The organism is Streptomyces tirandamycinicus (genome assembly GCF_003097515.1).
GTDB classification, from domain to species: domain Bacteria; phylum Actinomycetota; class Actinomycetes; order Streptomycetales; family Streptomycetaceae; genus Streptomyces; species Streptomyces tirandamycinicus.
The window spans coordinates 5,292,453-5,313,103 of sequence record NZ_CP029188.1 but is presented as its reverse complement, the minus strand read 5'-3'; the positions used below and the strand labels follow the sequence as shown (position 1 = coordinate 5,313,103).

Here is a 20,651-nt window from a genome sequence, read left to right as displayed (position 1 = left end):
CCATGGGGCCGGGGGTTCAGTCCCACGCCCCTTCCTCGGAGACGTCACGCTGCTCGGGTACATAGCGCAGCACACCCCACATGCTGTGCTCCTCCGGTCGGTCATCGGGACCGGTGATCCTGGCGGCGTCGAGCCCGCCGAGCAGCGACCCGGTGTCGGTGCCCGAACCGATGAGCACGAGCCGGGTGCCCCTCCCGGTGCCGTCGGCGGGCCAGGGCTCCGGGTGGAAACGCAGGAAGCGGCCGACCGCGTGGACCTCGTAGCGGTTGAGCGGATCGGCCTCGCCGAAGTCCACGAACCCCTTGATCCGGTACAGCCCTTCGGGCCGCGCGTCGAGGAAGTCCAGCAGCCTGCGGGGGTGGAGCGGTTCGGCGGCCTCGAACGACACGGTCTCGTAGGCCGCGTGCAGATGGTCGTGGTGGCCGTCGCCGTCCCTGCTGTCGCCGTCCCCTCCGTGGCCGTTGTGGCCGTTGTGGCCGTGGCGGTCACCGTGATCGTGGTCGTAGAGGTCATCGAGGTCGTCGAAGGAGAGCTGGCCCACCCGCTCGCCCGGAGGGCGGCAGTCGAAGAGCAGTTCCGGGTCGACACGCCCGTACCTCGCCTCGACCACCGCGGCCCCGCCCGCGAGCCGGGTGATCCGCTCCACCAGGCGCTGCCGCGCCTCGGCACCGACCCGGTCCGTCTTGTTGACCACCACCAGATCGGCGATGCCGAGATGCCGTTCGAGCTCGGGGTGCCGTTGCCGGGTCGCGTCGAACTCGGCGGCGTCGACGACCTCGACCAGGCCGCCGTACACGACCCGCTCGTTCTCGCTGGCGAGAACCATCCTGACCAGCTCCTGGGGTTCGGCGAGTCCGCTCGCCTCGATGACGATCACATCGAGGCGGGCGGCCGGCCGGGTGAGCTTGTCCAGGAAGACGTCCAGCTCGCTCGCGTCGACGGCACAGCACAGACAGCCGTTGCCGAGGGACACGGTGGAGTCGCCGAGTTGCCCGGCCACGGTCATGGCGTCGATCTCGATCGCCCCGAAGTCATTGACGATCGCGCCGATCCGGGTCCCGCGGCCGGCTCTCAGCAGATGGTTGAGCAGGGTCGTCTTTCCCGATCCCAGGAAGCCCGCGAGGACGATGACGGGGATCTGGGGACTGCTCAAGGCGGGACCTCCTGGGCTGCTCGTGCTTCGGCTCCCAGGATATGGGCGCGGCCCGGGCCGCCCGGGCCGCTCAGGAGGGCTCCGGGAACGGCCGGCGCGGCCGTCGCCGGACCTGCCGGTGACACCGGAGGGACCGGCCGCGGACCTGCCTGCGGCATCGGAAACGCCCGCGCGGAGTGGACGGGCAGCACACCCGACTCGTCCAGGTTCCGGGCTCGTCCGGGTTCCCGACTCGTCCAGGTTCCCGGCGCATCGTCCCGGCAGCCGCGGTACGGGGATTCCCCAACGCCGTCCGGCACGCATACCGTGCCTCGGATGAACCCCGCGTCGACCGGCCCCGCAGGCGTGCCCCCACAACGACGGCGGTTCCGCCGGCCACGGCGGGTCTTCGCCCAGGTCCTGCTGATGCAGCTGGCCACCGCCGCCGGTGTCGCCGTGCTGGCCACCGGCCTGTTCCTGGCACCGCTCAGCGCCCAGCTGGACGACCAGGCGATGCGCCGCGCGCTGGCCATCGCCGAGACGACCGCCTCACCGCAGGTGGCCGGGGCCCTTCTCGACTCGGAGCCGTCAGCGGACGGCCCCGTCCAGGCCGAGGCGGAGAGGATCCGGCGGAGCACCGGGGCCCGGTATGTCGTGATCATGGACAGGCGCGGGGTGCGCTGGTCCCACACCGATCCGCACAAGATCGGCGAGGTCGTCTCCACGGACCCCAGCCGGGCGCTCGCCGGCCGGCATGTGATGGGCATCGAGAGCGGGACGCTGGGCCGCTCGGCCCGGGGCAAGGTGCCGCTGCACGGCCACGACGGCAGGATCGTCGGCGCCGTCTCGGTCGGTATCGCCTACGACAGCGTCCGGGACCGGCTGCTCGCCGCGATCCCCGGGCTCCTCCCCTACGCGGGCGGCGCGCTCGCCGTCGGCGCCCTCGCCTCCTACGTGATCTCCCGCCGGCTGCAGCGGAAGACCCACGACCTCGCCTTCTCCGACATCTCGGCGCTGCTCGCCGAGCGCGAGGCGATGCTCCACGCCATCCGGGAAGGGGTGGTCGCCCTCGACGGGGCGGGCCGGATCAGGCTGTTGAACGACGAGGCGCAGCGGCTGCTGGGACTCGGCCCCGAAGCCGGCGGCGCTCTGCTCGAGGACGCGCTCGGACCGGGTCGTACCACGGACGTGCTGGCCGGACGGGTCGCGGGCGAGGACCTGGTGACGGTGCGGGGCCCTCGCGTCCTGATCGCCAACCGGATGCCGACGGACGACGGCGGCGCCGTCGCCACGCTTCGCGACCGTACCGAACTGGAGCGACTGGGCCGCGAACTGGACTCCACCCGTGGCCTGATCGACGCGCTGCGCGCCCAGGACCACGAGCACGCCAACCGCATGCACACGCTGCTCGGACTGCTGGAGCTCGGGATGCACCACGAGGCGGTCGAGTTCGTGACCGAGTCCGTGGGCGTGCATCGGGCCACGGCGGAGCAGGTCACGGAGAAGATCCACGATCCCCTGCTGGCGTCGTTGCTGGTCGGCAAGGCGACGGTGGCGGCCGAGCGGGGCGTGTCGCTGCGGATCGCGTCCGGCACGCTGCTGCCGGACCGGCTCGTCGACCCGCGCGGCCTGGTGACCGTCGTGGGCAACCTCGTCGACAACGCGCTGGACGCGGCCGCCACGTCCGAGGACCCGCGCATCGAGATCGAGGCGGTCGCCGAGGACCGGACCGTCGTCGTGCGGGTCTCGGACAGCGGACCGGGGGTGCCCGAAGAGCTGCGCGGACTGGTCTTCCTGGAGGGATGGTCCACGAAGGAGCCGCCGGCGCACGGCAGACGCGGGCTGGGGCTGGCCCTGGTCCGGCGGTTCGCGGAACGGCAGGGCGGTACCGCCCGGGTGGCCGAGGCCCGCGCGGCGGCCGGCGGGGGCGCGGAGTTCACCGTCGTCCTGCCCGAGGCGCTGGCCGACCCGGGACTGGTCCGGGCACTCGCGGCGGCGAACGAGGCGGGACGTCGGACGGGCCCGAGGCACTGACCGAGTTCCTCGTCCGCGGCGACGGCATGCGCCGTGCCGGGGCCGGCGGGAGCGGTGGCCGGGGGCCCGCCCCGGCTCAGACCGCTCCCGCTCCCGTCAGTGCCCGGACCTCCGTCTCCGCGTGCTTGGCCTCGTTCGGTTCCTCCGCGGACGTCACGGTGCCGAGCCAGCCGGCGAGGAAGCCGAGCGGAATGGAGACGAGACCGGGGTTCTGCAGCGGGAAGTACTGGAAGTCCAGGTGCGGGAACAGCGCCTCGGGGCTGCCCGACACCACGGGTGAGAGCAGCACCAGCAGCACCGCCGGAACGAGACCGCCGTACACCGACCACACCGCGCCCCGGGTGGTGAAGTCGCGCCAGAACAGCGAGTAGAGCAGCACCGGGAGGTTCGCCGACGCGGCGACGGCGAAGGCGAGGCCCACCAGGAAGGCCACGTTGAGGTCGCGGGCCAGCAGGCCGAGCGCGATGGCGACGGCGCCGATGACCGCGGCGGCGACCCGTGCCACCGCGACTTCGCTGTACCCCTTCCCGTGCCGCCTCTTCAGCGAGGCGTACAGGTCGTGGGCGACCGACGCCGACGACGCGAGGGTGATGCCGGCCACGACGGCGAGGATCGTCGCGAAGGCGACCGCGGCGACGACGGCGAACAGCACCGTGCCTCCGGTGGAGCCCGCCCCACCGCCGAGGTCGAGGGCGAGCAGCGGAACCGCCGTGTTCCCCGCGGCGTTCGACGAGCGCACCGCGTCGGTGCCGAGGATGGCGGCGGCGCCGAACCCGAGCACGATCGTCATCAGGTAGAAGCTGCCGATCAGCCCGATGGACCAGACGACCGAGCGGCGGGCCGCCCGCGCCGTGGGAACGGTGTAGAAGCGGGACAGGATGTGCGGCAGACCGGCGGTCCCGAGCACCAGGGCGAGCCCGAGGCTGATGAAGTCCAGACGCGCGGTCCAGTCCGTGCCGTACCGCAGTCCGGGCGAGAGGAAGTCCTTTCCGTGTCCGCTCTGCGCGGCGGCGGAGTCGAGCATTCCGTTGACATCGCCGTGGAAGCGGGTCAGGACGAGGACGGTGAGCGCGGTGGCGCCGGCCATCAGCAGCACGGCCTTGACGATCTGGATCCAGGTGGTGGCCCGCATCCCTCCCATCGAGACATAGACGACCATCAGCGCGCCGACGCCGACGACGGTCCACGAGCGCGCGGCATCGCTGGTGCCGCCGAGGAGCAGGGCGACCAGGCTGCCCGCTCCCACCATCTGCGCGACCAGATAGAGGACGGAGACGGCGACCGAGGACGTGCCGGACGCGATGCGGACGGGACGCTCGCTCATCCGGCTGGCGACGACGTCGGCGAGGGTGAAGCGGCCGCAGTTGCGGACCAGTTCGGCCACCAGGAACAGCACGACCAGCCAGGCCACGAGAAAGCCCACGGAGTAGAGCATTCCGTCGTAGCCGTACAGCGCGATCAGCCCCGAGATGCCGAGGAACGAGGCCGCCGACATGTAGTCGCCCGCGATCGCGAAGCCGTTCTCCATCGGCGAGAACAGCCGGCCGCCGGCGTAGAACTCCTCGGCCGAGCCGCGCCGGTTGCGGCTGACCCAGGTGGTGATGGCCAGGGTCACCGCGATGAACGCGCTGAACAGTACGAGGGCCAGCATCTGGTGATCGCCCGTCAACGCCCGTTCTCCCCCGTGTCGCCGTGCCAGGGATGGAAGGCGGCGGGACCCGCCCCCACGCCGTCCTCACCCGGTGCCTCGTCCGTGTCGCGCGTGCGGTCGAAGACCGCCCAGCGGAGGTCGAGTGCGGCACGGTCCCTGCGCAACCGGGCGTGACGCGCGTACGCCCAGGTCAGCAGGAAGGTGCTGAGGAACTGGCCGAGCCCGGCCACCATCGCCACGTTGACGGCGCCGATCACCGGTCGCGCCATCAGCGCGGGTGCCGCGGTGGCCGTGATCACGTACGCCACGTACCAGATGAAGAACGCAGTGGTCGCCGGTACGACGAACCGCCGGTAGCGGCTGCGGACCTCCTGAAAGGCCGCGCTGCGGTGCACTTCCAGGTAGATGTCGCTCGTCCGGTGGCCGTGCCCGCCGGCGGCCGCGGCCGGAGGCGCCGGGGGAACGGAGTCGTCCGCACCGCCCGGTTCGCCCCAGCCGGAGGCCAGCGCGTCGTACCACGGGTCGTCGATGCGGACCGCACCGTCGTCCCGGTCTTGCTGCTTCTCCACGCTCAGTTCTCCTTGTCAGCGAACCGTTACGGCCGCGTGCCCAAGGATGGACAGAACGGGGGGATCCCGGACTCTTCTCTTAAGCTCTTCACCCCATCAGGTGACGGAGGCTCACACTCCGCTCGCGGTCACGGAGGACGCACATCCAGCGCGACCCCGGCCGGGACCTCTCGGGCGCATCCTGCGCGCCCCGGGCCGGGACCGCTCGGGCACATCCCCCGCGTCAGGCGTCGATGCGCGAACGGTCCAGGGTCGCCGCGGAGCTGGTGATGAACTCCTTGCGCGGCGCCACCTCGTTCCCCATCAGCAGGTCGAAGATCTGCTCCGCCGCCTCCAGGTCCCCGATGTTGATCCTCCGCAGCGTGCGGTGGCGCGGGTCCATCGTGGTCTCCGCGAGCTGGTCGGCGTCCATCTCGCCGAGGCCCTTGTACCGCTGGATCGAGTCCTTGAAGCGGATGCCCTTGCGCTGGAACTCCAGCAGCGTGGAGCGGAGTTCGTTGTCCGAGTACGTGTACACGTACTTGTCCTGGCCCTTCCTGGGCTGGATCAGCTCGATCCGGTGCAGCGGCGGCACGGCGGCGAAGACCCGGCCGGCCTCCACCATCGGCCGCATATAGCGCTGGAAGAGGGTGAGCAGCAGGCAGCGGATGTGCGCGCCGTCGACATCGGCGTCCACCAGCAGGACGATCTTGCCGTAGCGGGCTGCGTCGATGTCGAAGGTGCGCCCGGAGCCCGCCCCTATGACCTGGATGATCGAGCCGCACTCGGCGTTCTTGAGCATGTCGGAGACCGACGACTTCTGCACGTTGAGGATCTTGCCGCGGATCGGCAGCAGCGCCTGGAACTCCGAGTTGCGGGCGAGTTTGGCCGTACCCAGCGCGGAGTCGCCCTCGACGATGAAGAGTTCACTGCGTTCGACGTCGTCGCTGCGGCAGTCCGCGAGCTTGGCGGGCAGCGAGGACGACTCCAGGGCCGTCTTCCGCCGCTGCGCCTCCTTGTGCTGGCGGGCGGCGATCCGCGTGCGCGCGGCGGCGACGGCCTTCTCCAGGACGGCCCGCGCCTGCGCCTTGGCGTCGCGCTTGGTCGAGGTCAGGAAGGCCTTGAGCTCCTTGGCGACCACAGTGGCGACGATGCGGTTGGCCGCGGAGGTGCCGAGGACCTCCTTGGTCTGCCCCTCGAACTGGGGCTCGGCGAGCCGTACGGTCACCACCGCGGTCAGCCCCTCGAGGGCGTCGTCCTTGACGATGTCGTCCTCTGCGACGCGCAGCAGTTTGGCGGAGCGGAGCACCTCGTTGACCGTCTTGGTGACGGAGCGCTCGAAGCCGGTGACGTGGGTACCGCCCTTGGGGGTGGCGATGATGTTCACGAACGACCGGACCGTGGTGTCGTAACCGGTACCCCAGCGCAGCGCGATGTCGACGCCGAGTTCACGGGTGACCTCGGTGGGTGTCATATGGCCGCGGTCGTCGAGGACGGGGACGGTCTCCTTGAACGTGCCGTGGCCGGTCAGTCGCAGGATGTCGCAGACCGCCTTGTCCTGGGCGAGGTATTCGCAGAACTCGCTGATGCCGCCGTCGAAGCGGAAGATCTCCTGCGACTTGCCCTCGCCCTCGAGGTCGCGCTCGTCGCGGACCACGATGGTGAGGCCGGGCACGAGGAACGCCGTCTGGCGCGCGCGCTGGTGGAGCGTCTCCAGCTGGAGCCGGGCGTCCTTGAGGAAGATCTGGCGATCCGCCCAGTAGCGGACCCTGGTGCCGGTGCGGTTCCTCGGCACCCGCTTGCCCTTGATCAGCCCGTTGGCCGGGTCGAACGGCGCGTCCGGGCCGGACTCGGTGAAGATGCCGGGGACGCCCCTGCGGAAGCTGATCGAGTGGGTCGCGCTGCCCCGGTCGACCTCGACGTCCAGACGGGCGGACAGCGCGTTGACGACGGAGGCGCCCACGCCGTGCAGGCCGCCGGAGGCCGCGTACGAGCCGCCGCCGAACTTGCCGCCGGCGTGCAGCTTGGTCATGACGACCTCGACGCCGGACAGCCCGGTCTTGGGCTCCACGTCGACGGGGATGCCGCGGCCGTTGTCGCGGACCTCGACGGAGCCGTCGTCGTGGAGGATGACCTCGATGTGGTCGCAGTGGCCGCCGAGGGCCTCGTCCACCGAGTTGTCGATGATCTCCCACAGGCAGTGCATCAGGCCCCGGCTGTCGGTCGAGCCGATGTACATGCCCGGCCGCTTGCGAACAGCCTCGAGCCCCTCGAGGACGAGCAGGTGCCGCGCGGTGTAGTTGGAACCGTCACGGTCTGCGGTCAGCAGCGCACTGGACGGCACGGACGTTTCGGCGGTCACGCGGTTCGCTCCTCGCTGAATTCGGATGGTGGCCGTGTGGGGGAGGCGGCCGGCGTCGGTCGACCGTCAGAGGGTACCGAGGCCTGGTAGAGCCGATGTAACGCCACCCTCATGATTCAACATGCTAGTCCACAGTCGCATACACGTTCGATACCTCGATGGAGTGACGTGCACATCACGTTCCCTTCCAGGCATGAACCATTTAGGCTCCGGGCACGTCCTCATGAACAACCGGCAACCCAGCCGGGGGGACCCAAGGCCCAGAGAGACCAAGCGAAACCGTAGAGCCAAGCAATACGGCACATTCGCCGCCAACCGGCAGCAGACAGCCACCTTGACGAAGAAGTTTCAGGGGAAAGGCACGAGCGGGAACGTTTTCGGCCTGGTTGGATGTTGACCCTGGTACGACAGCTCGTCGAGCTAGAGAAGAGGCGACGTGACTACTGTTCTGACCCCCGCGAGCCCGCTGACGGCCGCTGACCGCTGCGACCGCTGCGGCGCCCAGGCGTACCTGCGCGTCGTCCTGACAAGCGGCGGTGAGCTGCTCTTCTGTGCCCACCACGGGCGCAAGTTCGAGCCGGAACTCAAGAAGATCGCCGCTGAGATACAGGATGAGACGGACCGCCTGACGGCCGTACCGGCCAGCGCGGGAGACGACGAGCGCTGACCTCTCATTCGACGACGAGCCAGGGGCCGGTCCAGGACCGGCCGACGGGCGGCCGCCCCTCCCCGGGGCGGCCGCCCGTTCTCGTGCCCCCGCCGCGCCCGGTGACCCGGTGTGCACGCGCGGTGGCAGGTGGTGCGACGGGCCCCTCCAGCCCGGCCAACGGGGCGCCGTTCCCCGGCCGTCGGCGTCCGGCGGCGTCCGGCGGCACCGGATCCCCCGCCAACTGGCGCGGGGCTCAATGCCGGTCGGCCACCGTGGGCAGCACCTCACCGACCCGGGTGTAGACCCCGGGAGCGTCCGCCCGGCCGCAGCCGCTGCCCCAGGAGACGATCCCGATCAGCCGGCCCTGCGCCACCAGAGGGCCGCCGCTGTCGCCCTGGCAGGCGTCGCGGCCGCCTCTCGCGTCACCGGCGCACATCATGGTCGCCGGCATGTAGCGGCCCCCCATCACGCTTCCGGGGTACGCCCGCGCGCAGACCGCGTCCGGCTGGACCTGGACCCGGGCGGCGTGCAGCGTGCTGGAGTACGTCCCGACCCCCGTCGTATCGCCCCAGCCGTAGACCGTCGCCGGGGTGCCCGGCCGGTAGGCCGCGTCGCCGCGGCGGGCCGTCGCGATGGCGTAGTGCGCGGGCACCGCGGCTGCGAGGGTGAGCACGGCCAGATCCGCGGAGCTGGTCGCGGGGTCGTACCCGGGCGCGAGCCGGACCGTGCGCACGGGGATCTCGTGGCCGCCGGACCCGCGCAGGTCCTCGCGCCCCGCGATCACCCGGAGGTCCCGCACCTCGCTCACCGTCGTCCCCAGGACCTCGCGGCTGAGGCAGTGGGCCGCGGTGACCACCTGAGTGGGCGCCACCACCACGCCACCGCAGAACTGACCGGCCCTGGTACCCCCGAACCGGTCACGGCTGGACAACGCGACGACCCATGGGATCTCCGAGGAGCGCACCGCCGAGCCGCCGATGATCACGCTGTCGGCCGCCGCCGGGGCCTGGGTGACCAGTGGGGTCAGAGCTGCCACGGAGGCCAGGGCCAAGGCCGTCGGCAGGGGTCGGATGATGGGACGTCGCATGCGCTCTCCTGACTCTCCGGTGCTCTCCGTACACTCAGCGTCAGCCAGCCGGGCAGGGTGTGCACCCTCGCGGGAGCGGTACGCCCGGCGCCTGCCGGGCGGTCGGGCTTCGAAGCGGCCCGGCACGGGCAACGGCCGGGACGGCGAAGCGGGGAGGGCCCGGAAGCGGTTCGGCCGCGATGCCCCTGACATCCCGGATGCTCGCGCCGGCCCGCAACATCTGCGATGCCTGCGCTGCCTGGCGATGGCCGGGGCACCGTGTACAGTCCGCGGCGCCCCGGACACGGACAGTACCGGGCGCCGGACAGGCAGAGGGCCCGGCACCCTCCGGGACCTCCGGGTGCCGGGCCCTCTGCCTGGCGACTACGGCTTCGGCCTGCCCCGGCTAGTCCAGGTAGTCCCGCAGGACCTGGGACCGGGACGGGTGGCGGAGCTTGGACATCGTCTTGGACTCGATCTGGCGGATGCGCTCGCGGGTCACGCCGTAGACCTTGCCGATCTCGTCGAGCGTCTTCGGCTGGCCGTCGGTGAGGCCGAAGCGCATGGAGACCACGCCCGCCTCGCGCTCCGAGAGCGTGTCGAGCACCGAGTGCAGCTGCTCCTGGAGGAGCGTGAAGCTGACGGCGTCGGCCGGGACGACGGCCTCGGAGTCCTCGATCAGGTCACCGAACTCGCTGTCGCCGTCCTCACCGAGCGGGGTGTGGAGCGAGATGGGCTCACGGCCGTACTTCTGGACCTCGATGACCTTCTCCGGGGTCATGTCGAGCTCCTTGGCCAGCTCCTCCGGGGTGGGCTCGCGGCCCAGGTCCTGGAGCATCTGGCGCTGCACGCGCGCGAGCTTGTTGATGACCTCGACCATGTGCACCGGAATGCGGATGGTGCGGGCCTGGTCGGCCATGGCGCGGGTGATCGCCTGACGGATCCACCAGGTGGCGTACGTGGAGAACTTGTAGCCCTTGGTGTAGTCGAACTTCTCCACGGCGCGGATCAGACCGAGGTTGCCCTCCTGGATCAGGTCCAGGAACAGCATGCCGCGGCCGGTGTAGCGCTTGGCCAGCGACACGACCAGTCGGAGGTTGGCCTCCAGCAGGTGGTTCTTGGCGCGGCGGCCGTCCTCGGCGATGATCTCCAGCTCGCGCTTGAGCTTCGGGGCGAGCTTGTCGGAGTTGGCCAGCTTGTCCTCGGCGAAGAGACCCGCCTCGATGCGCTTGGCCAGCTCGACCTCCTGCTCCGCGTTGAGCAGGGGGACCTTGCCGATCTGCTTCAGGTAGTCCTTGACCGGGTCGGCGGTGGCGCCGGCCGCGGCGACCTGCTGGGCGGGGGCGTCGTCCTCGTCCTCGTCGGACAGGACGAAGCCGGCGCTCTCGGTGCCCTCCGGCTCGTCGCCGCCGGGCTTGCCGGCCTGCGGCTCCTCGAGCGCCTCCTCGCCCTCGAGCAGCTCCTCGGCGTCCTTCTTGGCCGCCGTCGTCTTCTTCGCGGCCGTCTTCTTCGCGGCGGTCTTCTTGGCGGGCGCCGTCTTCTTGGCCGCGGCCTTCTTCGCCGCGGTCTTCTTCGCCGGCGCGGCGGTCTCGCCGGCCGCCGTCGGGGCCTCTTCGGCGGCGGTGGCTGCCGCGGCGGAGGCGGCGGTCCTCGCCGTCGCGGTCTTGGCCGCGACGGTCTTGGTGGCGGTGCGCTTTGCCGGGCTCTTAGCTGCGACGCTCTTGCGGGTGCGCTTGGGCGACTCCGCGGCACTGACCATCAGCGTCACACCCTCTTCCTCGAGGATCTGGTTGAGGCTGCGCAGAACATTCTTCCACTGGGTTGGCGGAATCTGGTCAGCCTCGAAGGCCCGACGCACGTCATCGCCGGCGATCTGCCCATCAGCCTTTCCCCGCTCGATGAGCGCCATCACAGACTCGGACTCGGCGATCTCCGGCGGGAGCGTACGGGATGTGCTGGCCGACACGAACAACCTCTCGGAACGATGGAAACGGCTTCCGGCCCCGCCCGTGATCGGGCCGGAGCCGACGACCGCCGGCTGGGGATTACCGACGGCGCGGGCTGGACCTCGGAGAGTGAACAGCGCCGCGATCGGCGCCCGTATTCCCTCCTCGGCTGTCACCTCTTAGGTCATCGCGCTGTCTCGAGGAGTGTTACGCCCAATACGCGTGGCCCGAGTCACACCCCAAATGCGACTAAACAGCCGAATAGGGTGACCATTCGGCGTCCGGGCCCACGATCGTGTCGCCGGACCCCAGGGTCCGGCGACACACGACGGGTGCGCCTCGAACGCCCCGGCCGCAGCCGCGGGTCAGTGCTCGCGCGGCGCCGGGACCACGCGCTCCACCTCGGGGTGGGCGGTGAGAAGTTGCCGCATGGCCGACTCGGCGGCGTTCGCGTCGCCGGCGGCGAGGGCGTCCACGATCCGCGCGTGGTGCGCCAGGGAGGTTTCGGAAGGGCGGTCGCAGCCCGCGGCAGGCCCCCCGGACACCTGGAGCGCGGCGGCCACGATGCCGGAGAGGTGCTCCAGCATCCGATTGCCCGCGACCTGGATCAGGAGCGAGTGGAACTCGGCGTCGGCGCGGCCGAAGGTGATCCCGTCGCCCTGTGTGAGCGAGTGGCCCATGATCTCCACCATGTCGCCGAGGCGCTGCTGGACGTCCTCACGGCCGTGCCCCGCCGCCAACCGGGCGGCGAGCGGCTCGATCGTCCAGCGGAGCTCGGTCAGCTCGCGACGCTGGTCGTCGCGCTGGGGGCCGAAGGCGCGCCACTCGATGATGTCGGGGTCGAGCAGGTTCCAGTCGTTGACCGGACGGACTCTGGTGCCCACGTTCGGGCGGGCGCTGACGAGGCCCTTGGCCTCGAGGACCCGCAGCGACTCGCGGACCACGGTGCGGGACACCTCGAAGCGCTGGCCGATCTCCTCCGGCACGAGCGGACGGTCCGCTCCGAGGTCTCCGGAGACGATCATCTGGCCCAGTTGCTGGACGAGTTGACCGTGGAGCCCGCGGCCCCGGCTACCCGCGGCACGGCGGCCGACCCGGCCCAACTCGCTTTCCGCGGTGTCCCAGGCCGGGGGTCCGACCCGGTCGACGCCGGGCACCTCCGGGTAGGGGTATCGGTCGAGATCGCCCGGGCCGGCGAGGCCGGACTCGACGGGGCGGGCGGCGGTCATCATGGTGTGCGCAAGGGTACTCACGCATCCTTTGTCGGCGTGCCCTCAGCCGCCCTTGAGGTCTTTGGTGAAAAGCACACGAAAGGGTGATCGGCGCCCGCCCTGCAATTGACGCCTTATCGGGAAGAAACGGTCATTCTTCGGGGAGTTACGGGCAGCGCATCGCGCTGTGGTCGCACTCGGTCACCAACGAGCTTTGCCGCGAAGCCCGATGAGCAGGTACGAGCAGAGCAGAACAGAGAACGACAACGCCAGTGCCGCTCCCACAGGTTGAACGAGCGCTCGCAGCGCCACGAGCAACCAGCGGTCCACCTCATGCGGCCATTCCAGCCAGGTCAGCTCCCGCAGACGGCCCGGAAGTCCCACCACCGAGCGGCCGGACGGATCGGCGAAGGCCTTCCGCACGAGGGGGGCGACCACCATGGGTACGGCCGCCACCACGGCCACACCCGCGGCCGTGCGGCGGAAGGTGCCCGCGGCGAGCAGGCCCGACCATGCGGTGCCGACCAGGAGGCCAGCCCAACTCAAACTGAGAGTCGGCCAGTTGTGGAGCACGGGCAGGGGGTCGGACCCGTACAGAAGCCACAGCACCTGGGCGTCGAGCACGGCGACGGCGCCGCCGATCGCGAGGGCGGCCGCGGCCGTCACCGCCAGCTTGGCGAGGAGCAGGCCGAGCCGGCGGGGGACGGTTCCGCGGGCGGCGGCCAGCGCGGGGTAGCGGAACTCCTCCCCGAAGGAGAGGGCTCCGAGGACGCCGGCGCCGAGGACGGCCGGAGGCAGGGGCAGCGCATCGGGCCAGGCGGCGAGGAGGCCCGGCAGCGGGGTGCCGCCCGCGTACGCGAGCAGGGCGGAGAGCGCGGCCGAGGAGACCAGAACGGCGGCGACGACCAGGTATGTCGTGCGTACCCCGAGGAGGCGCCGCAGTTCGTACCGCAGCGGCTGGAGCGGCTGCGAGAAGGCCCGCCCGGCGCGGGACACCCCCCGGCGGGGTCGTACGGGGGGCTGCGCGTCCGCGACCGCCCGCACGTCGCACAGGGTCGCCGCTCCCCGACCGCCGCGGAGGGGTTCGGTGCGCGGTGCGCCGTCGGGGCCGGGGCCGTCGCAGACGTACGGACCGGACGCTCGGGGAGCTCGGACATGGAGACCGGGGGCCTCGGGGCCGGGGCCGTCGCAGACGTACGGACCGGACGCTCCGGAAGCCCTGGTGCCGGGACCGGGGGCCTCGGGGCCGGGGGCCTCGATACGCAGCGCGCCGGGTTCGAGGCCGGTAGCTCGGAGTGCCTGGCCGGGCGACGAGGCGGCCGGATCCGGGCCTGCGGCCGAGCGGCGCACGACCGGGAGGCCGGGCTCCGCAGGGTGACAGGCGGCCGGGCCGTGGCCCGGGTCCTGCGGCCGAGCGGGGCGGGGCTCCGAGCCGGGCGCGACCGCGGTCCCCGGGTCGTGGTCCGGGGATGCCGGCCGGGCGGCATCCCGCGCGGCGGGCCGCCGGCCTGCAGGACCGCCCGGAGAGGGTGCCGCGCCGGGTCCGGGCAACCCCACGAGGGCGGTGCCGTCCACGGCATCGCCCTCGTGCGCGGGTACGGATGCCGCACGGGGTCCCGCGTCACCGATCTCCTCGGCGAGCCCGTGGACGAGAACGCCGTGCCGAAAGGCGGCGTCGCCGATCTCCGCACAACTGCTGCCGTATACGGAGAGCCGGTTGCCGCCTTCCGCGACGACTTCGACGGAGCGGCGTGCGGCCCTCGACTCACGGCTGAGTGCAGCGGCGAGCCGGCCTGCCTGCGGAGTCCGGACCGCGACGCGGGGGCGGAGCCTGGTGCGGGCGAAGTCGGCTGCGTCCTGGTCGGCGACGAGACGGCCGTTGTCGATCGTGACCACGCGATCCGCGGTTCCGGCGGCCTCCTTGGGGTCCGCGGTCGTGTAGAGGACGGTCCCGCCCTGCGCGGCATGAGCGCGGAGCAGCCCGAACAGCCAGCTGTGCTCGCGCGGCGAGAGTCCCCGGGAGGGGGCGTCGAGCAGCAGCGTGTGCGGGTCCCCCAGCAGCGCGGAGGCCAGCCCCAGCCTGCGGTCCATTCCGAGCGAGAGCGAACCGAGCCGCGCGTCCCGCAGTGCGGCGATACCCACGAGGTCGAGCATGTCGTCCGCGCGCGACACCGGTACTCCGGCTGCCGCGCAGAGCATGCGGAGCTGCCCCCGCACGGTGCGCGCGGGGTGCCCGGGGACATCACCCAGCAGCACCCCCACCTCACGGGCAGGGCTCGCGACGGCGTGCAGGGGACGTCCACGGAAGTAGGTGACGCCCCGGCCGGCCTCGAGTTCGAGCATCAGCCGCAGGGCCGTGCTCTTGCCCGAACCCCTGGCCCCGAGAAGGGCGGTGACGTCGCCGGGCCCCGCCTCGAAGGTCAGGTCGTCCACGGCAGGCGCGAGGTACCTGCGGGAGGTGCTGGTGAGTCCGATGGCCTGGAGCATCGCTTCCCTTGCGGAGGTGAGACCGCTCGGCGGCTGTGCGGGTACAGGGCAGGTGCGGGTACCGCAGCACGATAACGCGACATTTCGAACTTTCTACGCAGCCATGAAGTGCCGGGTGTCAGGTGCCGTCACGGTTTGCGCAGCCCCTCCGCCCCTGTACGTCAGACCTCGGGACGCAGCATGGGCGGATTGAGCAGGGTCGCGCCACCGGCCCGGAAGAGCTGTGCCGGGCGGCCGCCCTGCCGGGTCGTGGTGCCGCCCGTGGGCACCAGGAAACCGGGGGTGCCGGTCACCTTGCGATGGAAGTTGCGCGGGTCCAGGGCGACTCCCCAGACGGCCTCGTACACCCGCCGCAGCTCGCCGACGGTGAACTCCGGTGGGCAGAACGCCGTGGCCAGCGACGAGTACTCGATCTTGGAGCGGGCCCGTTCCACGCCGTCGGCCAGGATCTGCGTGTGGTCGAAGGCGAGCTGACCGGACTGGTCCTCGCCATGTGCATCCGCCTCCTTGCCCAGCAGCAGCCCGACGGGCGCCCAGCGCGCCTGGTTCGCGTCACCACCGGCGCGCGGCGCCGGGAGGTCCGGAGCAAGTGCCAGATGCGCCACGCTCACCACGCGCATCCGCGGGTCCCGCTTCGGGTCGCCATAGGTCGCGAGCTGTTCGAGGTGGGCGCCCGTCGGGCTGCTGCCGGGCGCGGGTGAGTGGCGGTCGTGCACACACAGCCCCGTCTCCTCGGCGAGTTCACGCGCCGCCGCGGCCGTGAGGTCCTCGTCGGCCCTGACGAACCCCCCGGGCAACGCCCACCGGCCCTGGTACGGCTGCTCACCGCGTCGTACGACCAGAGCGCACAGCGCGTCGCGCCGTACGGTGAGCACCACCAGGTCGACGGTGACGGCGAAGGGCGGGAAGGCCGACGGGTCGTAGGGCATGCCGCGATCATAGTCGTCTTCCTGACGATAAACACTCCCTTCCATGCGGGAACGGCGACTTCCTGCGGGCCCCGGATGGACGGTCCCGTCGCGCGCCGCGCCGCGGCCATCACACCCCCCGACTACCCCGGCTGCTCGCTCGATTCGGGGGCCGGCTCGCCGATCCGGTCTGGGGACCGTTCACCGCCCCGCCCCGGCAGCACCGGGAACCGAGCGGCGCCGCTGCCGGGAGGGAGGCGCGTCGGGGCGAGAGGCGAACCGGGGTCCTGGCGCGCGGCGGGCCGGCCGGGGTTGAGGCGCAGGCCGGGGTTGAGGCATGCGGGGCCCGACCGGACGCCCGCGGCTCCCGGTGCCCTGAGGTACGGCATCACCGCTCAGCCGGACGGGGGCACCCGCTGCGAGACCGCGCCGATCACGCTCCGCCGCCTGTTCCTCTTCCCTTGGCGCTTCCCTTGGCGCTTCCCCTGCCGCTTCCCTTGGCGCCTCCCCTGCCGAGATCGCCCGAGCGGCCGACCGCGCGTGTCCGGTCGGCTGCCCCGGTGTCGCCGTCGATGCGTGAAGCGGCGCGCCGGTTGGAGGCCGTGTCCGCTCCCGAGGCGGCGGCGCCGGCTGACTCGTGCTGCTGACGGGCTGCCGGACGCGCCCTGGGCACGGGGCCCACCGGGCCGGAACGCGACCCGGGCCGGCGCACCTCGTCGGTCCGGCGGCAGGGAGGTCGTGCCGTGCCGGGGGTCCGCGGCAGGTCGTCACCCGCCCCGCCCGGCGTCGCCACGCGGGCGTTGGGCATGTCCCGGTCCGGCGAGGGAAGTTCGGCTGCGACGGGGCCCGGTGCCGCCGCTGCGGGACCCGGCACGGGAGAAGACGCGGGAGCCGGCACGGGAGAGGCGGGACTCGCAGCGTCCGGCTGTGAAACGGCCGGCTCCGTGACGGACCCGGAGGGAGCCTGATCGCTCCCGGCGGACCCGGCCGTGGGCTCCGCGACTGCCGGTCCGGACCCCGCGGACCCACACGTGAGCTCCGCGACAGCCTGCCGGCGCCCCTCGGAACCGGTCAGGGAGGCCTCGGCGGACGGGACGGGTGCGGACGTCCCCGCCCGCGGCGGCTCCTGCGCTCGCAGGCAGCGGCGCAGGTCCTCGGGATCCAGCCCGTCGTTGCAGGCCTGGTGGAGCAGGCGCGCGAACACGTACTCCGGATCGACGCGCAGGGCGAGGCTGAGGGCGACTCTCGCACTGGGCTCGTCACCCGTGGACCAGGACACCCAGCCGGCGAGCGAGAGCGGGGCGGCGGCATGCTCCACGTAGGGGCCGACGCAACGACGGGCGAGCGCGCGCCACAGCCTGAGTGCGCGATGGGCCTCCGGGCCCTCCATCCACGCGGCGGCCCGGTCCCGGGTGTCACGGTCCTGGAGTCCGAGGATCACCGCTGCGGCCTCGGCGTGGGAGAGGAGCCTGTCGTCGCGGGCGTCCGCCGAGGACCGGTCCATGTCCAGCGTCGCCCTCTCCCCCAGGCGCTTCATCAGCCGACGGGCGAGCCGCAGGGTCTCGGCCCCGACCTGCTCCCTGCTTCCTTCGTGCAGGATCCTCGGCAGAAGGGCCGCGCCGGCGGAGTCCAGGGCCCGCTCCTGGTCGGCCATGGACGGGGTCCCCAGCGGCTCCAGACGCGACTCCATCTCCCGCAGAGAGCCCCGGACCTGAATGCCCGCGTAGGCCGCGGCGGCGGCCATCACCGAGGTGCCCGGAATCGCCGTCGCCCTCCCCTCCGCCGGACAGCAGCGGGAGTCCGGGCAGCAGTAGCTCCAGAAGCGGCCGCCGGAGATGCACAGCGCCTCGGGGACCGGAACGTCGAGCGCGCCGCAGGAGGTCCGGAGCCACTGCGCGAGCGGGCGCAGCCGCTCCATCACCTCGCGGCCGGACTCCCCTTCCGCCGGGTCCCGGCACAGGAAGACGACGATGCCGTCGGGCCGGGCGCCGCGGCGCTCGCTGCCCTCGACGAGGCACTCGGCGAGGTGCCGGGCGACGGGCAGCCACTCGTGCGGCGATTCGGGGATGCCCAGGCGGAGCCGCCCTCCGAAGCGGCCCCGCCTGCCGTGGACCGCGACGAGCACGATCGAGTCGGTCGGGTGGAAGCCCAGCATGTACGGCAGGGCGTCGACGAGTTCGGCCGGCCCGCGCAGGACGACCTGCTGCTCGTCGCCGGCCGGCCCGGTGGGTTCGTGGTGCTTGTTCATGGCACGACGGTCCCGCGGACCTCGGCGGGACCGCGACCCCTGTGGATAACGTTATCCACAGGTGGACCGGCCCGTTCGCGGATTGTCCGCGCCATCGGGTTGCATGGGGGCATGACCAACGCAGATCGCGCACAGCTCAGGGTGTCGGCCGACGCAGTACTCGCACGCCTCATCGGGGACCCCGCCGGCGCCTCGGCACTCCGTGAGGACCAGTGGCGGGCCATCGAGGCGCTCGTGGCGGAGAAGCGCAGGGCGCTGGTCGTGCAACGGACGGGCTGGGGCAAGTCCGCCGTGTACTTCGTCGCCACCGCCCTGCTCCGCGAGCAGGGCAGCGGTCCGACGGTGATCGTCTCGCCGCTGCTCGCGCTCATGCGGAACCAGGTGGAGGCCGCCGCTCGGGCGGGTATCCGGGCGAGGACGATCAACTCGTCGAACCCGGAGGAATGGGAGTCCGTCCAGGGCGAGATCGCGGCGGGCGAGGTCGACGTGCTGCTGGTCAGCCCCGAGCGGCTGAACAACCCGGATTTCCGGGACCGGGTGCTGCCGGAGCTCTCCGCGGCGACCGGTCTCCTCGTGGTGGACGAGGCGCACTGCATCTCCGACTGGGGCCATGACTTCCGGCCCGACTACCGGCGGTTGCGCACGATGCTCGCCGACCTGGCGCCCGGTGTCCCGGTGCTGGCCACGACGGCGACGGCCAACGCCCGTGTGACCGCCGATGTCGCCGAGCAACTGGGCACGGGGGCGGGCACCGACGCGCTGGTGCTGCGCGGGCCGCTCGACCGGGAGAGCCTCAGCCTCGGCGTGCTCCAACTCCCCGACGCCGCACACCGGCTGGCCTGGCTGGCCGATCATCTCGGCGAACTGCCCGGGTCGGGGATCATCTACACGCTCACCGTCGCCGCCGCGGAGGAGGTGACGGCGTATCTGCGGCACTGCGGGCACTCGGTGGCGTCGTACACGGGCCGCACGGAGAACGCGGACCGGCAGCAGGCGGAGGACGACCTGCTCGCGAACCGGGTGAAGGCCCTGGTCGCCACCTCCGCGCTCGGGATGGGGTTCGACAAGCCCGACCTCGGCTTCGTGGTGCACCTCGGATCGCCCTCCTCCCCCATCGCCTACTACCAGCAGGTGGGTCGGGCCGGGCGCGGTGTGGAGCACGCCGAGGTTCTGCTGCTGCCGGGCAAGGAGGACGAGGCGATCTGGCAGTACTTCGCCTCGGTCGCCTTCCCGCCGGAGGACCTCGTGCGGCGCACCCTCGACGTCCTGGCGCAGGCGGAGCGACCCCTCTCGCTCCCGGCGCTGGAGCCGCTCGTCGAGCTGCGACGCACACGGCTGGAGACCATGCTCAAGGTCCTCGACGTGGACGGAGCGGTGCACCGGGTCAAGGGCGGCTGGACGACGACGGGCCAACCCTGGGTGTACGACTCCCGGCGCTACGCGTGGGTGGCGCGTCAACGCGAGAGCGAGCAGCAGGCGATGCGTGACTACGCCTCGGCCGTCGGCTGCCGGATGGAGTTCCTGCGCCGGCAGCTCGACGACGAGACGGCCGCGCCGTGCGGACGCTGCGACAACTGCGCGGGACCCCGTTTCGACGCCTCGGTGTCCACCGCCGCGCTGGACGCCGCGCGCGGGGAACTGGGGCGCCCCGGCGTGGAGGTGGAACCCCGCAAGATGTGGCCCACGGGTCTTCCGGCGGTCGGTGTGGACCTCAAGGGACGTATTCCCGTGGGCGAGCAGGCGTTCACGGGCCGGGCGCTGGGCCGGCTGTCCGACATCGGCTGGGGCAACCGCCTGCGGCCGATGCTCGCAGCGCAGGCTCCGGACGGCCCGGTGCCCGCGGATGTGGCCGAAGCCGTCGTCAGTGTGCTGGCCGACTGGGCCAGGGGACCGGGTGGTTGGTCCTCCGGAGCCCCGGACGCACCGGCCCGCCCGGTCGGGGTCGTGACCGTCGCCTCCCGTACCAGGCCTCAGCTCGTCGGATCGCTCGGAACCCGCATCGCGGAGGTCGGGAGGATGCCCTTCCTCGGCACGGTGGAGTACGCGGCCGGTTCGGAGGACCGGCACATCTCGCGTACGAACAGCGCGCAGCGGGTACGCGGGCTGCATGAAGCCTTCGTCGTTCCATCGGATCTGGCGCGGACGGTGACGGAAGCCGGTGGCCCGGTGCTGCTCGTGGACGATCTTTCGGACAGCGGCTGGACCCTTGCCGTAGCGTCACGGCTGTTGCGGCGGGCGGGAGCTGAGGGGGTGTTTCCGCTGGTCCTGGCAGTTCAGGCGTAAGGGTTGCGTGACAGGGCGCAGCGGCGGGCAGGGAAATGAGCACCATTTCCGCGCATTCCAGTCAGCGGCCTCAATTGCTCGTTGCCGCCCGCCCCTGGGCCCGCAAGAATTGGAACCACCGCCCTC

Annotated in this window: 13 protein-coding genes; 3 read left to right on the top strand and 10 right to left on the bottom strand. The window is 72.2% G+C overall.

What is annotated here, in order from left to right; all coding sequences use genetic code 11:
* Positions 1-16: 16 nt before the first annotated feature.
* Entirely contained in the window at positions 17-1,153 is a 1,137-nt protein-coding gene (locus DDW44_RS23385) for a CobW family GTP-binding protein (protein ID WP_108907623.1), read from the bottom strand.
* 315 nt (positions 1,154-1,468) lie between these two features.
* On the opposite strand from DDW44_RS23385, the gene DDW44_RS23380 reads away from it, so the two are divergent.
* Positions 1,469-3,166: an ATP-binding protein gene (locus DDW44_RS23380; protein WP_108907622.1), complete on the top strand. Its 1,698-nt coding sequence runs from the start codon at positions 1,469-1,471 to the stop codon at positions 3,164-3,166.
* 76 nt (positions 3,167-3,242) lie between these two features.
* On the opposite strand, the gene DDW44_RS23375 is transcribed toward DDW44_RS23380, so the two are convergent.
* The 3 genes from DDW44_RS23375 to DDW44_RS23365 all read right to left on the bottom strand — a co-directional run bounded on the left by DDW44_RS23375 (position 3,243) and on the right by DDW44_RS23365 (position 7,727).
* A complete protein-coding gene (locus DDW44_RS23375) occupies positions 3,243-4,835 on the bottom strand; it encodes a solute symporter family protein (RefSeq protein WP_108907621.1) in 1,593 nt (530 codons plus the stop codon).
* Positions 4,832-5,386 (bottom strand): DUF485 domain-containing protein, encoded by a 555-nt coding sequence (locus DDW44_RS23370; protein ID WP_108907620.1) that lies wholly within the window; start codon positions 5,384-5,386, stop codon positions 4,832-4,834. Before DDW44_RS23370 ends, DDW44_RS23375 begins: the two co-directional genes overlap by 4 nt.
* A 223-nt stretch (positions 5,387-5,609) precedes the next feature.
* Complete coding sequence (locus tag DDW44_RS23365; protein ID WP_017949379.1) at positions 5,610-7,727, bottom strand: DNA gyrase/topoisomerase IV subunit B; 2,118 nt, start codon at positions 7,725-7,727, stop codon at positions 5,610-5,612.
* A gap of 436 nt (positions 7,728-8,163) precedes the next feature.
* Here DDW44_RS23365 and DDW44_RS23360 point away from each other — a divergent pair, with 436 nt between their 5' ends.
* On the top strand, positions 8,164-8,394 hold the full coding sequence (locus DDW44_RS23360; RefSeq protein WP_017949380.1) for a DUF7455 domain-containing protein: 231 nt from the start codon (positions 8,164-8,166) through the stop codon (positions 8,392-8,394).
* 235 nt (positions 8,395-8,629) lie between these two features.
* Here the strand turns inward: DDW44_RS23360 and DDW44_RS23355 are convergent, their stop codons facing one another.
* The 6 genes from DDW44_RS23355 to DDW44_RS32435 form a co-directional block, all read right to left on the bottom strand.
* On the bottom strand, positions 8,630-9,463 hold the full coding sequence (locus tag DDW44_RS23355) for a S1 family serine peptidase (protein ID WP_108907619.1): 834 nt from the start codon (positions 9,461-9,463) through the stop codon (positions 8,630-8,632).
* A gap of 385 nt (positions 9,464-9,848) precedes the next feature.
* A complete protein-coding gene (locus tag DDW44_RS23350; RefSeq protein ID WP_017949382.1) occupies positions 9,849-11,414 on the bottom strand; it encodes an RNA polymerase sigma factor in 1,566 nt (521 codons plus the stop codon).
* A 339-nt stretch (positions 11,415-11,753) separates the two neighbouring features.
* Positions 11,754-12,641 (bottom strand): FadR/GntR family transcriptional regulator, encoded by an 888-nt coding sequence (locus DDW44_RS23345; RefSeq protein ID WP_108907618.1) that lies wholly within the window; start codon positions 12,639-12,641, stop codon positions 11,754-11,756.
* A 159-nt stretch (positions 12,642-12,800) separates the two neighbouring features.
* On the bottom strand, positions 12,801-15,086 hold the full coding sequence (locus DDW44_RS23340) for an ATP-binding cassette domain-containing protein (RefSeq protein ID WP_108907617.1): 2,286 nt from the start codon (positions 15,084-15,086) through the stop codon (positions 12,801-12,803).
* Between the two features lie 161 nt (positions 15,087-15,247).
* Entirely contained in the window at positions 15,248-16,015 is a 768-nt protein-coding gene (locus DDW44_RS23335) for an NUDIX hydrolase (RefSeq protein WP_018888394.1), read from the bottom strand.
* A 412-nt stretch (positions 16,016-16,427) separates the two neighbouring features.
* Positions 16,428-18,242 carry a DUF4192 domain-containing protein gene (locus DDW44_RS32435; protein ID WP_208648002.1) on the bottom strand — a complete coding sequence of 605 codons (1,815 nt, stop codon included), beginning with the start codon at positions 18,240-18,242 and terminating at the stop codon, positions 16,428-16,430.
* 111 nt (positions 18,243-18,353) lie between these two features.
* Between DDW44_RS32435 and DDW44_RS23325 the strand changes: the two genes are divergently transcribed.
* Positions 18,354-20,525: a RecQ family ATP-dependent DNA helicase gene (locus DDW44_RS23325; RefSeq protein ID WP_108907616.1), complete on the top strand. Its 2,172-nt coding sequence runs from the start codon at positions 18,354-18,356 to the stop codon at positions 20,523-20,525.
* Positions 20,526-20,651 lie beyond the last annotated feature (126 nt).